The sequence below is a fragment of the Saccharopolyspora gloriosae genome (genome assembly GCF_022828475.1).
GTDB classification, from domain to species: Bacteria; Actinomycetota; Actinomycetes; order Mycobacteriales; family Pseudonocardiaceae; genus Saccharopolyspora_C; species Saccharopolyspora_C gloriosae_A.
The window spans coordinates 5,762,893-5,776,921 of record NZ_CP059557.1 but is presented as its reverse complement, the minus strand read 5'-3'; the positions used below and the strand labels follow the sequence as shown (position 1 = coordinate 5,776,921).

13 protein-coding genes and 1 tRNA gene are annotated in these 14,029 nt (G+C 70.4%); 3 read left to right on the top strand and 11 right to left on the bottom strand.

Features of this window, described 5'->3' with window-relative positions; genetic code table 11:
• Nucleotides 1–49 precede the first annotated feature (49 nt).
• Nucleotides 50–123, bottom strand: a tRNA-Leu gene (locus H2Q94_RS25245).
• Nucleotides 124–280: 157 nt separating this feature from the next.
• On the opposite strand from H2Q94_RS25245, the gene H2Q94_RS25240 reads away from it, so the two are divergent.
• Nucleotides 281–502, top strand: coding sequence for a DUF3618 domain-containing protein (locus H2Q94_RS25240; protein WP_184484752.1), 222 nt, complete (start codon nt 281–283; stop codon nt 500–502).
• A gap of 24 nt (nt 503–526) precedes the next feature.
• On the opposite strand, the gene H2Q94_RS25235 is transcribed toward H2Q94_RS25240, so the two are convergent.
• The 10 genes from H2Q94_RS25235 to H2Q94_RS25190 form a co-directional block, all read right to left on the bottom strand.
• A complete protein-coding gene (locus H2Q94_RS25235) occupies nt 527–1,255 on the bottom strand; it encodes an MOSC domain-containing protein (protein WP_243789651.1) in 729 nt (242 codons plus the stop codon).
• A gap of 69 nt (nt 1,256–1,324) precedes the next feature.
• Nucleotides 1,325–1,948 (bottom strand): TetR/AcrR family transcriptional regulator, encoded by a 624-nt coding sequence (locus H2Q94_RS25230; protein ID WP_243789650.1) that lies wholly within the window; start codon nt 1,946–1,948, stop codon nt 1,325–1,327.
• A gap of 100 nt (nt 1,949–2,048) precedes the next feature.
• Complete coding sequence (locus H2Q94_RS25225; protein ID WP_243789649.1) at nt 2,049–2,354, bottom strand: hypothetical protein; 306 nt, start codon at nt 2,352–2,354, stop codon at nt 2,049–2,051.
• Between the two features lie 135 nt (nt 2,355–2,489).
• Nucleotides 2,490–3,050: a nucleotidyltransferase family protein gene (locus tag H2Q94_RS25220; RefSeq protein WP_309501076.1), complete on the bottom strand. Its 561-nt coding sequence runs from the start codon at nt 3,048–3,050 to the stop codon at nt 2,490–2,492.
• Between the two features lie 233 nt (nt 3,051–3,283).
• Complete coding sequence (locus H2Q94_RS25215; protein ID WP_243789648.1) at nt 3,284–4,720, bottom strand: NCS2 family permease; 1,437 nt, start codon at nt 4,718–4,720, stop codon at nt 3,284–3,286.
• A gap of 324 nt (nt 4,721–5,044) precedes the next feature.
• A complete protein-coding gene (locus H2Q94_RS25210; RefSeq protein WP_243789647.1) occupies nt 5,045–5,539 on the bottom strand; it encodes a nucleoside deaminase in 495 nt (164 codons plus the stop codon).
• A gap of 74 nt (nt 5,540–5,613) precedes the next feature.
• Nucleotides 5,614–7,908, bottom strand: a complete 2,295-nt coding sequence (pucD, locus tag H2Q94_RS25205) for a xanthine dehydrogenase subunit D (RefSeq protein ID WP_243789646.1) — start codon at nt 7,906–7,908, stop codon at nt 5,614–5,616.
• Nucleotides 7,905–9,287 carry an 8-oxoguanine deaminase gene (locus tag H2Q94_RS25200; RefSeq protein ID WP_243789645.1) on the bottom strand — a complete coding sequence of 461 codons (1,383 nt, stop codon included), beginning with the start codon at nt 9,285–9,287 and terminating at the stop codon, nt 7,905–7,907. The genes pucD and H2Q94_RS25200 overlap by 4 nt, the downstream gene beginning before the upstream one ends.
• A complete protein-coding gene (locus tag H2Q94_RS25195; RefSeq protein WP_243789644.1) occupies nt 9,280–9,753 on the bottom strand; it encodes a (2Fe-2S)-binding protein in 474 nt (157 codons plus the stop codon). Before H2Q94_RS25195 ends, H2Q94_RS25200 begins: the two co-directional genes overlap by 8 nt.
• On the bottom strand, nt 9,744–10,625 hold the full coding sequence (locus H2Q94_RS25190; protein ID WP_243789643.1) for an FAD binding domain-containing protein: 882 nt from the start codon (nt 10,623–10,625) through the stop codon (nt 9,744–9,746). Before H2Q94_RS25190 ends, H2Q94_RS25195 begins: the two co-directional genes overlap by 10 nt.
• A 514-nt stretch (nt 10,626–11,139) precedes the next feature.
• Here H2Q94_RS25190 and H2Q94_RS25185 point away from each other — a divergent pair.
• Nucleotides 11,140–12,624 carry a PucR family transcriptional regulator gene (locus tag H2Q94_RS25185; protein WP_243789642.1) on the top strand — a complete coding sequence of 495 codons (1,485 nt, stop codon included), beginning with the start codon at nt 11,140–11,142 and terminating at the stop codon, nt 12,622–12,624.
• 178 nt (nt 12,625–12,802) lie between these two features.
• Nucleotides 12,803–14,023 carry a type III PLP-dependent enzyme gene (locus H2Q94_RS25180; protein WP_309501075.1) on the top strand — a complete coding sequence of 407 codons (1,221 nt, stop codon included), beginning with the start codon at nt 12,803–12,805 and terminating at the stop codon, nt 14,021–14,023.
• Nucleotides 14,024–14,029: the final 6 nt, after the last annotated feature.

Below are 14,029 nucleotides of genomic sequence, written 5' to 3'. Positions count from 1 at the left end.
GTTCGGCATTGCGGGACCGGAACGGGACAACGCCGAGCGTCGAAATCGGTGAGGCCGGCGGGACTCGAACCCGCACTGGCTAGGACCTAAACCTAGTGCCTCTGCCAATTGGGCTACGGCCCCCAGTGCGGACCAGCCTAACGGGTGGTGATGTCCGTTGTGTCCCCGGCCGGGTGGTTCGGCGCGCGTTGCGTGCCTCGACTCAGGGACTGGTCGGTGGGTCCGAGCCGAGCGTGTGATCTACGGTGGCACCAGTCAGGTGAACATGGAGGAGGACGGCGTGGCTCGTGATCCGGACGCCATTCAGCGCGATATCGAGAAGGCTCGTGACTCGCTGGCCGTGACACTGGACGAGTTGAGCACCAAGGCGGACCCGAAACGGTTCGTGGAGTCCGGTAAGGCCAGCGTGCAGGACAAGTTGAACGACCCGAGGGTCCGTTACGCGATGATCGGTGTCGGTGCGCTCGTCGCCGTCATCGTCGTGCGCAAGATCTTCCGCTGAGCCGCGCGGCGTGCGTCCGCGGGGTCATGACCCTGCTGGGCGCACGACCGCGGCTTCACCGCGTCGAGCGGTGCCGCTGCGAGTGGCGCGCATGATGGTGCCGAACTTGTTGTCGTAGCGGTCGATCAGCCGGCTTTGCAGTTCCTTCCAGCGCGTCGTGCCGCCGGTGTTCCAGCTGGGCACGACGCAGCGAACGCAGGCTCCCGAGTTCGCCCCGACGATCTCCAGCGTCAGGTCCCCGGTGGTGATCGTCGTCCCCGGCTCCCAATCGAGCTCGGCGAACGGCGCCACATCAAGGTTCAGGTGCAGGTTCGGCCGGAACCGCAGCAGGTCGACCCGCTCGCCCATGTCCGCGCTGAGCGCGTCCACTGTGGCCTGCAAGGTGACGAGAACCGTCGGGCCGCGATCCTGGTTCCCGGCTTCGCTGCGCAGGCTCAGCGGGATGCCCAGCGAGTCCGCGAGCGCCCCGGGCAGCTCCGGGTCGTCCCACTTCCACGCCGAGCCGTCCGGCCCGTGCAACGTCGGCTCCCCGGCCGGTTCGCTGATGTCGCCGCCGTAGTCACCCGCCCAGTGCAGCAGCGTCGGATTCTGTCGGACGGTGAGCACCGACCCGGCGCGCTTCGTCCGCTCATCGATGAGCACGTGCGCACGATCGCCCACCATCCCGCGCTCATCGAAACGAGCAGCGGTGACGGACTCGCCGCGTAGCGACTTCACCGGCCATCGGTACAGCTCGGCGATGGTTCCTTGCACGACTGCGACCTCCACTCGCTCCGAACCGCCTAGCCGGATGGTGCTGCAGCACGCCCCACGAGCCGGAATTCAGTTTTCGCGGCGCAGCAACGGCAGGAGCGCGTCGTGCAGCAGCCGGTCGACGAACCGGTTGTCCAGCGGTTCGCCGGTGAGCATGAGCCGATGCAGCAGTGCTGCCCCGGCGAGTTCGACCACGGTGTCCGTCGGTGCCTGCGGGGTGATCTCACCGCGCTCGATGCCGCGTTCCACGATGCGCCGCAGCACGTTGCGCTGCGGCAACAGGAAGGATTCGCGGAACGCGTCGGCCAGCTCGCGCTCGTGGGGGAGTTCACCGACGAGCGCCTGCGCCGCTTTGCCCACCGGACCGGTGAGGAACGCGGCGAACGCGCGCAGGAACTCGCCGAGGTCCGCGGGCACGCTGCCCAGGTCGGGCTCCGGGATGTTGCGCTGCACCAGCTCGTTGCAGGTGTCGATGACCAGGTCGAGTTTCGATTCCCAACGCCGGTAGATCGTGGCCTTGCCTGCGCGGGCGCGCGCGGCGACGGCGTCCATGGTCAGGGCGCGGTATCCGACGTCGGCGAGCACTTCCATCGCTGCGGTGCGCAGAGCGGTGTCTCGTGTGGCGTCCCGTGGCCGGCCACGTCCGGGGGACCGGTTGGTCCCGTCGGGCAAGCTGCTGGTCGGTGCGTTCACGGCGACCATCCTAGAGAGAGAGTGCGGGCGGCGTGGTTCTCGCCGCTCTTTTCGGGTTTTCCTCCGTTCCCGGGCGCGGTGTTCCGCCCCGGTGGCGGGGTCATCTGGCGGCGTGCGCGCTGGCGGTGTCGGCGGCGGCAGCGGCCTGGCGGGTCGCTTCGTCGGACAGGCCGTGCCGGGCCTGCAGGTACGCGGTGCTGAACGCGAATCCGTCCCCGTTGAGCAAGTGGATCACGACCCGGCCGCTGGGGTTCGGCGCCAAGTGCTCGATGAGCTGGTCCGCCTGATCTCTGGCCGCGATGAGGCCGGGTGCGCGGGCGGTACGGGTGTCCTGTCCGGTTGAGACGGTCACCGACCAGTCATCGCCGTCCGGCACGTAGTTGGCGGTGATGTGTCCGATTGCCATGTTGCCTCCCCGTCGGCGCTGTTTGCGTCCCGGTGACGCGTGCACCGCCCGGGTCGGCACGCCTGCCTGGCGGGCGTCGCAGCCGCGGACGGTGTCGCTAGGCGTCACCTCACGCGTGACTGACGACTCTACGGGTTAGCCACTGCCGAGGTCTGCGGGACGGTCGATATCGAAACCTTCCGAGACGCCGTCGCACCTCACCAGGGTGACCTCATGATCACGAAGGTAACGGCGCGCACCCGCATCTCCGAGCGCGTCCGCCGCAGCCCCTCTCCAGTGCGCACGGCCCAGCAACACAGGGTGACTGCGTTGTTGCTCGAGTGAGGCGGCGGCGAGCGCTTCCGGGGCGGCGTGCGTGGCGACCCTGCGCACCGCTTCGGCGGTCACGCCGGGCATGTCGACGGGCAGGACCAAGGCCGCGGCGACGTCCTCAGATTCGGTGGCGAGGGCGGCGAGACCAGCTCGGAACGAGGAACCCATCCCGCTGTTCCAGTCCGGATTGGACACCACGGTGACGTCGCGCAGTTCGGCTTTCGCCCGCACCTCGTCCGCGGCCGCGCCGAGCACCACGAACACGGGATCGCAGCCACCCTCGGTGAGCACACGCGCCGCCCGGTCCACCAGCAGAGTGCCGCGGTAGTCCACGAGCGCCTTCGGCTTCCCGAACCGCCGCCCCGCACCAGCCGCCAACACCACCCCCGCAACCCGCACCCCCGAGCCTACCCAGCCCACAGCCCCCGCCGACCCCAGCAAGGCGACAGGAGTGAACGGACCGTTCGCCCAATCCCATGGGACGAACGGTCCGTTCACTCACTTCCGGATCGACCAACCGGCGTCCACCACCGCACCGGCGCACGGGGACGGGATGGAGTGAACGGACCGTTCGTCCAGTCTTGTTGGGCGAACGGTCCGTTCACTTCGAAAGCGGCTCAGCCGAAGAGGGCTTCGATGCCTGCGATGCCGAAGTACAGCGCGAACACACCGGCCAGCGCGATCAGCAGCCCGCCGAGTTCGCCCGCCTTCCCCTGGCAGATCCGGATCGCGCAGTAGGCGATGAGCCCGGCGCCGATGCCGTTGGTGATCGAGTACGTGAAGGGGATGACGGCGACGGTGAGGAACACGGGCAGCACGTAGCTCTGGTCCTGCCACGGGATGTGCCTGCATTGCGCCATCATCATCCCGCCCACGAGCACGAGCGCAGGCGCGGCGGCCTGCGCGGGCACCACGGCGGCGAGCGGGGTGAACAGGGTGGTCGCGGCGAACAGGAGCCCGGTGATGACGCTGGCGAATCCGGTGCGGGCGCCTTCACCGACTCCGGCGGCGGATTCGAGGAACACGGTGTTCGGTGAGCTCCCGCTGAAACCGCCCGCGACGGCGCCGATGCCGTCGACGACGAGGATGCGCCCCATGCCGGGCACATCGGTGCCGTCCCCGTCGGGGGAGCTGAGTCCGGCTTCGCGGCTGACGCTGGTGATCGTGCCCATGGCGTCGAAGAACCCGGACAGGATGAGGGTGAACAGGAACGCCGCGCAGGCCACGGCCCCGGCGGAGCCGAACCCGCCGAACAGGTCGACGTGTCCGAGCAGGCTCAGGTCCGGCGCGGAGATCACGCTGTCCGGGAGCTCCGGGGTGACCACGCCCCACTGTTGTTCGGGCAGCGGCCATAACGCCTGCACACCGAGCGACAGCACGGTGCCGGTCGCGATGCTGATCAGGATCGCCCCGGGTACCTGCCGGGTGACCAGCACGATCATCAGCAGCACCGTGACGCAGAACAGCGCGACGGGCCATCCGGTCAGGTTTCCGTCGGAGCCCAGTTGCACGGGCACCGTGGTGTCGGCGGCGTCGGGTTTGCGGGTGACGAATCCGGCGCTGACGAGACCGACGAGCGCGATGTAGAGCCCGATTCCCACGGTCAGCGCGACTTTCAGCGGTTCGGGAATGGCCCGGATGATGCGTTGCCGCACCCCGCTGGCGGCGAGCACCACGATCGCCAGGCCTTCGAGCACGACGAGCCCGAACGCCTGCGGCCAGGTCATGGCGGGCGCGATGGTGAACGCGACCACGGGGATCACGCCGAGTCCGGCGGCCATGGCGAGCGGGGCGTTGCCGACGACGCCCATCAGCACCGTCATCACTCCCGCCGACAGCGCGGTCGCGGTGGTGAGCTGGGTGGTGGTGAGCGTGGCACCGGTGCTGTCGGCGGCGGCGCCGAGGATCAGCGGGTTGAGCAGCACGATGTAGGACATGGCGACGAACGTGGTGAGGCCGCCGCGGATTTCCCGGCTCAGCGTGGAGCCGCGGGCGGTGATGCGGAAGTACCGGTCGAGGGCGTTGGGCCGGTCGAGAGTGGTGGGCTCGGACATGTGGCCTCCGGGCGCGCGAGGTCGCGGGCACTCGCGAGGGACGAGTGCGCCGGGACGCGCGGGTGGTTTCAGGCAGGGGAGTTCGGCACCCGTTTCGGGCGCGGCGGTCAGGTTCGGATCAGAACCGGTGTGTCATCGGGCGAATGAGCTTTGTCTTGCCGGTGGTGAACCACCCGATCGGTATGGGGTTCTGAGCCGTCTCGCGAGGACGGCACCGTCCCTCGCGGCGGAGCCATGGGGGAAGCGGACCGGCCGGGCGCACGGCGAGAAGGCGTCTGAGGTTCCCGCTGCCGCACAGCCGAGCAACTCGGCAGCGGGGCCGTCTCAGTAATCCACGCGGTCGGGTTTCGCGCGCCACCGATCGAACGGCGCGTTGCGGTCCGCGAGTTCGATCTGCTGCACCGCGGTGGGCCAGGGCTGGTCGGGGTTGCGGAACAGGTCGTGGAACGCGCGGTCGTCGAATCCGCCGCGTGCGGCGTCTTCCCGGCCTGCGGCGTAGACGACGCGGTCCACTCGTGACCACAGGGCGGCGCCGAGGCACATCGGGCACGGCTCGCAGGAGCTGATGAGCACGCAGCCGTCGAGGCTGAACGTGTCGAGTCGCAGGCATGCGCGGCGGATGGCGGTCACTTCGGCGTGCGCGGTGGGGTCGAGGTCGGAGGTGACGAGGTTCGTACCGGTGGCGATGAGCCGGTCGTCGCGCAACACCAGGGCGCCGAAGGGGCCGCCGCCGTCGTCGACGCTGCCGGTGGCCAGTGCGACGGCTTCCGCGACCCAGCGGGCCTCGGTCGTGGCGGGGGAGTCGGTTTCGGTGGACACGTGGAATCTCCAGCCGGATAGGGGAATCAGCGGGTATCGCTCGGGCGGTTCGGGAACGCGGGCCGTAGCCGGGTTCAGATGATGTCGTGCGGCGCGACGGGCACGTGGGTGAGCGGTTTGCCGGTGGCGGCGCGGATCGCGGCGACGACGGCGGGAGTGGTGGAGATCGTCGGCGGCTCGCCGACGCCGCGCACCCCGTAGGGCGCGTTGGGGTCGCCGCGCTCGATGATGTCGATCTCCATCGGCGGCATGTCGAGGATGGTGGGGATGAGGTAGTCGGTGAACGAGGCGTTGCGCATCTCGCCCCCGGAAACCTGGATCTCCTCCATCACGGCGAGCCCGAGCCCTTGAGCGCTGCCGCCTTGGATCTGACCGATGATGGCGTCTGGGTTCACCGCTTTGCCCACATCCTGCACGCAGTCCAGCCGCACCACTTTGACCAGGCCGAGTTCGGTGTCGACGTCGACGATGGCGCGGTGCGCGGAGAACGCGTGCTGCACCTGGACGAGCTCGCCGACTCCGGTCTCGTCCATGGGGAAGGTCTGCCGGTGGTGGTATTCCCTGGTCCGCTCGATGGGGCCGTCGCCGAGAACCTCGGCAAGGTCGGCGAGCACACCGGCGGTCGCGGACACGATTTTCCCGCCGTGCAACGACAATGCGGCCGGTGCGGCACCGTGCAGTTCGGCGGCCCGGTGCAGCACCGCGTCCCGCACGGCGCCGCAAGCCGTCTGCACGGCTCCGCCGGTGACGTAGGTCTGCCGGGACGCGGAGCTCGATCCGGCGGCGCCGACGGAAGTGTCGTTGGGATGGATGGTGACTCGTTCAACGCCGAGCTCGGTGCGGGCGATCTGCTGTTGCACCGTCACCAGGCCCTGGCCGACCTCGGCGGCGGCGGTGTGCACTTCGGCGATCGGTTCACCGCCGACGAGTTCGAGCCGGACCCGCGCGGTGGAGTAGTCGTCGGCACCTTCGGAGTAGCAGATGTTCTTGATGGTCACGCCGTAACCGACGCCGCGCACCACGCCCTCGCCGTGCGTCGTGTTGGAGGCACCGCCGGGCAGGTCGCGGATGTCGCGGCTTTCCCGTTGCGGCGGCAGCGGAATCTCCTTGAGCCGCTCCAGCAGTTCGGCGACCGGGGCGGGGAAGTCCAGCACCTGCCCGGTGGGAATCTCGTCGCCCTGCGCGACGGCGTTGCGGATGCGCAGCTGCGCCGGGTCCACGTCGAGCGCGGCGGCGAGCTTGTCCATCTGGGACTCGTAGGCGAATGTCGGCTGCACCGCTCCGAGCCCGCGCATCGCCCCGCACGGCGGATTGTTCGTGTACAGGCCCCAAGATTCGAGGTCAACGTTCGGCACGCGGTACGGGCCGACGCCGAGCGTCGACGCGTTTCCCACCACGACCGGGGTTTTCGACGCGTATGCGCCGCCGTCGAAGTACTGCCGCGCCCGCACGTACACGAGGTCGCCGTCGCGGGTCGCGCCGTGCTCGTAGTACATCTTCGCCGGATGCCGGTGCACGTGGCCGTAGAACGACTCCTCCCTGCCGTAGACCATCTTCACCGGTTTCCCGGTGCGCAACGCCAGCAGGCAGACGTGCACCTGGATGGACAGGTCCTCCCGGCCGCCGAACGCGCCCCCGACCCCGGACAGCGTCAGGCGCACCTTGTCCTGCGGAAGTCCCAGCGCGGCCGCGGTCTGCTTGCGGTCGGAGTGCAGGTCCTGCGTAGCGAGGTACAGGTCGACACCGCCGTCCTCGGCGGGCAGCGCGAGCCCCGACTCAGGGCCGAGAAAAGCCTGGTCCTGCATGCCGACCGTGTACACGCCGGACACCACGACGTCGGCCGCGGCTTCCGGGTCGCCTTTGCGGACCACCTGGTGGCGCACCACGTTGCCGTTCTCGTGCAGCTTTGGCAACGACGTGTCGTGCGCGGCGAGTTCGGCGTCGGTGACGGGCGACAGCACCTCGTAGCCGACCTCGACGCGCTCCAGCGCCCGGCGGGCCGTCTCCGGGTGATCGGCGGCGATCAGCGCGACCGCCTCACCTCGGTAGCGCACCACGTCCTCGGCGAGCACCGGCTGGTCCTGCGCCTTCAAGCCGTACCGGTTGGCCCCGGGCACGTCGTCGGCGGTGAGCACCGCGTGCACACCGGGCAGCCGCAGTGCCGGACCCACGTCGAGGGACGTGATCCGCGCGTACGGGTGCGGGCTGCGCAACGTCGCGCCCCACAGCATGTCCTCCGCCCACAGGTCGGAGGAGTAGGCGAATTCACCGCGCACCTTCAACGTGCCGTCGGGGCGCAACGGGGATTCCCCGATGCCGCCCGCGATGCCGGTGTCGAGGTCCTGCGGAGTGCGCGTCGGGCCGCTCATCGGGCCACCTCCCCGTCGAGTCGTTCGGATCGAGCACGGATTCCGGTGCTCGCGGCGCGCAGATCCCGCGCCAAGTCCACTTCGGACATCGAGCTCAGCAGGCCGTCCCGCACGACGCCGCGCCCACCGCACAGCAGCAACCGCAGCGGCGGCAACGGACCCAGCACCAGCGCGGCGATCGGATCTTCGATTCCCGCGTGCCCCAGCCCGTCGAGGCGCCACACCGCGAGGTCGGCGAGCTTGCCGGGCCGCAGCGAGCCGATCTCGTCCTGCCTGCCCAGGCAGCGTGCGCCGCCGAGGGTGGCGGCGAACAACGCCTCCCGCACCGACAACGCCGCCGCACCGTGCTGAGCGCGGGCCGTCAGCAACGCCTGGCGCATCTCCTCACCGAGCCCGCCCGCCTCGTTCGAGGCGACACCGTCCACCCCGAGCCCCACCGGCACGCCCGCGTCCAGCAGCGCCCGCACCGGCGCGACGCCCGCGCCGAGCCTCCCGTTGGAACTGGGGCAGTGCGCCGAGCCGGTGCCGGTCTCGGCGAGCCGAGCCACGGCCGGTTCCGCCAAGTGCACGGTGTGCGCGAGCCACACGTCCGGCCCCAGCCAGCCCAAGTCGTCGGCGTACTCCACGGGGGTGCGCCCGAACTCCGCGAGGCATTGCCGCTGCTCGTCGGCGGTCTCCGCGAGATGGGTGTGCAGCCGCACCCCGCGCGCCCGCGCCAGCTCCGCGCTCTCCCGCATCAGCTGTTCGCTGACGCTGAACGGCGAACACGGACCCACCGCGACCCGCACCGCCGAACCGGGAGCCGGATCGTGGAACCGGCGGATCGCCTCGTCCGTTCGGGCCAGCGCCGTGTCGAGGTCCTCCACCAAGGAGTCCGGCGGCAGCCCGCCGCGGGACCGGCCGCGATCCATCGAGCCGCGCACCGCGTGCAGCCGCACCCCGATGCTCCCGGCGGCCGAGACGACCGCGCCGAACACGTCGCCGCCGTCGCGGGGGAAGACGTAGTGGTGGTCGGCGACCGTGGTCGCCCCCGACAACGCGAGCCTGGCCAGTCCGGCGGCGGCCGCGGCGTGCGTGCCGTCCTCGTCCAGCCCCGCCCACACCGGGTAGAGCCGCGTCAGCCAGTCGAACAGCGGCGAATCGGCCGCATGACCGCGCGTCGCCCACTGGTACAGGTGGTGGTGGGTGTTGACCAGTCCGGGAGTGATCAAGCAGCCGCTCACGTCGATCCGCTCGCCCTGCGACGAGTCCGCCCGCCCGGGTGAGACCTCAACGATGCGGTCACCTTCGACGACGACGTGGCCTTCGGCGTGCTCCGGGCCATCGACGGTGGCGATCGCGGCGCCGTCGAGCACGAACCGGGCCGCCGGCTCAGGCATGACCCGACTTCCGCCCGGCGGCCAGCCGCACCGCGTCCATGATCTTCTCGTAACCGGTGCAGCGGCACAGGTTGCCCGCCAGCGCCTCCCGGATCTCCACGTCCGAGGGCTCGGCCTGCTTGTCCAGCAGGTCCGTCGCCTGCACCAGCAGTCCCGGCGTGCAGAAACCGCACTGCACGGCACCCGCGTCGAGGAACGCCTGCTGCACGTCGCTGAGCCGGTCCCCGTCGGCGAGACCTTCCACGGTGCCCACTTCACGGCCCTCGGCCTGCCCGGCCGCGACCAGGCACGCGCACACCGCGACACCGTCCAGGGTGACCGTGCACGAACCGCACTCGCCCTGTTCGCAGGCGTTCTTCGAACCGGGCAGCCCGAGCCGCTCCCGCAGCACGTAGAGCAGGCTTTCGCCTTCCCACACGTTGTCGGCCTGCTGCGCCCGGCCGTTGACGGTGAAGTTCACGCGCATTGCCGCCTCCAGGTGCGGTGTTCGTCCCACACGCGGTGCACCGTGCGCCGGGCCAGCACGCCCAGCGCGTGCCGCCGGTAGCCGGCGGTGCCGCGCACGTCGTCGATCGGGCTCGCCGCGGCCGCGACGAGTTCGCCGAACCGGTTCGCCGCCAGGTCCGGCAGGGCGCGGGGGTGTTCCCACTGGTCGGTGTCGGTGAGTTCGGTGGCGAGGAAGTCCTCGGCGGCTCGCGCCCGGAACGGGGTGGGCGCGGCCGAACCGACCCCGGTGCCGACCTGCCGCCGCTGCGGGTGCAACGCGATCGCGAAGGTGCAGACCGCGATCACCATCGCGTTCCGGGTGCCCACCTTCGCGAACTGCTGCGGCCCCGATGCCGGTGCCAGGTGCACTGCCGCGATCAACTCGTCGGCGGCGAGCGCGTTGCGCTTGGGTCCGGTGAAGAACTCGGTGATCGGCAGCAACCGGGTGCCGCGCACCGATGCCACCTCGATCTCCGCGTCCGAGGCCAGCAACGCCGGATGCGCGTCCCCGGCCGGAGAGGCCGAGCCGAGGTTGCCGCCGAGCGTGCCCCGGTTGCGGATCTGCGGTGAGCCCACCGTCCGGGACGCCATCGCGAGTCCCGGCAGCCGATCGCCCAGCTCGTCGATCAGCCGCGTGTACGGCAGGCCCGCACCGATGCGCACCAGCCCGCCGGACTCGGACCAGTCCTGGAGTTCGGAGATGTTCGTGAGATCCAGCAAGGCCTCCGGGCTGCGATGCCCGAAATTGACCTCCACGAGCACATCCGTGCCGCCCGCCAGCACGGTCGCCTCCGGGCGGGCCGCCCTGAGCTCCAGGGCCTCGCGCCACGAGGTCGGACGCAGGAAGTCCACGGCGCCTTCTCTCTGTCGGGGTTCGGTCGGCCGAGTCGCCGAGCGCCACATCACTCGCGGAGCTCACCGCCGGGCCGTTGTTCCAGTACACAACCGGTGAACCCACGTTGACCAGCGGTGGAAAACCCGAAATGCCAGACGGGTGAACGGCCGCAGTTCGTACATTCCTACAAACCCACCCCACCCACCCGCGGCGCCGCCCGGACGGGAGTGGAGTGAACGGACCGTTGGTCCAACGGGATCGGACGAACGGTCCGTTCACTCAGATCCGCTTGTTCGCGGTGCCGCGTCGTCGGGGGTGGGGTGGAGTGAACGGCCTGTTGGTCCAAGGGGATGGGACGAGCGGTCCGTTCACTCAGATCCGCTCGTTCGCGGTGCCGCCTCGTCGGGGGGTGGGGGTGGAGTGAACGGCCTGTTGGTCCGAGGGGATGGGACGAGCGGTCCGTTCACTCCAACCCACCCCGCAACCCCCAGCACTCCCGCAGCACCCCTCCGAGGGTGCAGAGTGAGCGCCGTGCAGCTGAGTGAACTGGTCGCCGACCCGGCCTTGGGCCTGACGCTGCTCACCGGCTCCTCCGACCGCGTCGTGCACGGCGTCTACATCACCGACCTGCTCGACCCCCGCCGCTACCTGCGCGGCGGCGAGCTGGTGCTCACGGGCCTGATGTGGCGCACCGATCCGGCGGATTCGACGGAGTTCGTCGCCGCGCTCGCCGAGGCAGGCGTGGCGGCGGTCGCGGCGGGCACCGCGTGGCTCGGCAGCACCCCGGACGATCTCGTCGAAGCCTGCCGGAAGCACGGCATCCCGCTGGTGGAGGTCCCGGTAGCTCTGAGCTTCGGCACGCTGTCCGAACGGGTCATGGCGGCGCACCGGGCGGCGGGCCGGGAGTGGGTCTCGGCGCTCGCCGCGGGCGCTGACCTCGATGAGGTGCTGGAGCTTGCCGCGGCCGAACTCGGTACCGGCTGCTGGGTGGTCTCCGGCACGGGTGCGGTGCTGGCCGGCACCCCGGGCGCACCCGCGCACGAGGAACTGGTGCACGGTTTGCACGATTCGAACGCCACGTCCGGCACTGTGCGCACCACGCGGGGAGCCTGCCGGTTCCACGTGGTCGGCGGTGGCGCCGATCCGCGCATCGCCCAGTGGTTCGTGGTGCTGCGCGAGGCGTCACCGGAGGCGTTGGCCGAGCTCGCGACCGTGGTCGCGCTCGTGCGCAGCCGAGTCGACCAGGCCCGCAACATCGCGGGCCGCTCGGTGGAGTCGGCGCTGCGCAGGCTGCTCGATGGCACTTCCAGCGCGACGGAGGTCGCCGCACGTCTGGACACCGTGGGGCTCCCCGCAGGCGAGCCGTTGCGCGTCGTGCAGCTGTCGGTGACCCGCGAGAGGCCGGGCGGCTCGGCTTTGGCCGTCACGGTCTTGCGTGAGCTCGCGGCCGCGACCGGGCTTCCCTCGGTCGCGGCACCGCTGGGGGAGGCGGCCGCGGCCGTGTTCGCCGACGACGAAGGGCAGCTGTCGACGTTGCCGGACCGGTTCCGGGAGTTCGCCGCGCTCGCCGGGAGCACGGCCCGGTTGTGCGCCGGGATCAGCGACATCGGCACCGCCGATGGTTTGCGTTCCGCGTTGGAGGAGGCGGGCCACGCCCGGCGCCTCGCCGAGCACGACCCGCGGTCGGCGGTGGTGACGGCGGATGCGCTCGCTTCGCATCAGGTTCTGCTGGCGTCCGTGCCGGAGGAGCTGCGCCGGTCCTATCGGGACAAACTGCTCGGACCGCTCATCGGCTACGACGAGGCGCACGCCACCGACCTGCTGAACACCTTGCGGGTCTTCCTGGAATGTTCCGGTTCGTGGTCGCGCTGTGCAGCACGATTGCACTTGCACGTGAACACGTTGCGCTATCGCATCGGCCGGATCGAGCAGATCACCGGGCGAGAGCTGGGAAATCTCGCCGCCCGCGTTGACTTTCATCTCGCACTGCAACTCATCGACGACCGGCAGTCGTAAGCGCGCCCCTCGGTCGTGGGAGTAGTCACAATCGCCTCCGCAGCCCCGGTCGTTTCACCCGATCGGTTCGTAATCCACTGCGTTGACCGGTACCGTGCTTGGTCGGCACTCGGCCGCCCGCACGGTGGCCCGACGGTGAACCCCACGCGAGGCCGCGCAGAACACGGAGGTAACGGGATTGACCGATCAGTCCGCCACCACCGGTGTGACGGACCGCCCGAGCGACGGAAACGTCGCCGGAACCGCGGCACGTTCCGCTGAACGCATCCAGGACTTCCTGGATCGCGCGGTACCCGGCACACCCTGCCTGGTGATGGACCTGACGGTGGTTCGCGAACGCTACGCGCAACTGCGAACCGCGCTGCCGGACGCGCGCATCTGCTACGCGGTCAAGGCCAATCCCATGCCCGAGGTCGTCGCCGCGCTCGCGGCACTCGGTTCCTCGTTCGACGTGGCGAGCCCCGGCGAGATCGACCTGTGCCTGGAACAAGGCGCCGAACCGGACTCGATCTCCTACGGCAACACCATCAAGAAGCGCGCCGACATCGCCCGCGCCTTCGAACAGGGCGTGCGCCTGTTCGCGACCGACAGCGAAGCGGACCTCACGACGATCGCCGAAGCGGCCCCCGGATCGCGAGTCTTCTGCCGAGTCCTGGTGGACAACAAGGGATCCCGCACCCCGTTCGGCCGGAAGTTCGGCTGTCCACCGCAGACCGCGGTGCGACTGCTGACCCGCGCCGCCGAACTCGGCCTCGACCCCTACGGCGTGTCGTTCCACATCGGATCGCAGCAACACGACGCCGCCGCATGGGAACACGGAATCCGCGCAGCGCACGAGGTGTTCCGCGGCGCCGCCGAACACGGCGTCCGGCCGCGTATGGTGAACCTCGGTGGCGGACTTCCCGCGCAGTACACCGAATCCGCACCGCCGCTGACCGACTACACCGGCCGCATCGAGCAGGCGCTCGACCGCGAATTCGGCGCCGAACGCCCGGAACTGCTCATCGAGCCGGGTCGCCGCCTCGTCGGCGACGCGGGCGTGCTGCACAGCGAAGTCGTGCTCACCACGCCCGAGACCGGCAGCGACCGGCGTTGGATCTACCTCGACGTGGGCCGCTACAACGGGCTCGCCGAAACCGAGGGCGAAGCGATCACCTACCGGCTGCGCACTTCCCGCGACGGCGACCCGGTCGGGCCGGTCGTGCTCGCCGGACCCACGTGCGACGGCGACGACGTGATCTACCAGCACACCCACTACGAGCTGCCGCTCACGCTGCGTGCGGGCGACACCGTGGACCTGCTCAGCGCCGGCGCGTACACGGCCAGCTACGCCTCGGTCGGCTTCAACGGCTTCCCGCCGCTGCCGACCTATTGCATCGACGGGCACGAGCGACCCTGACCGCTG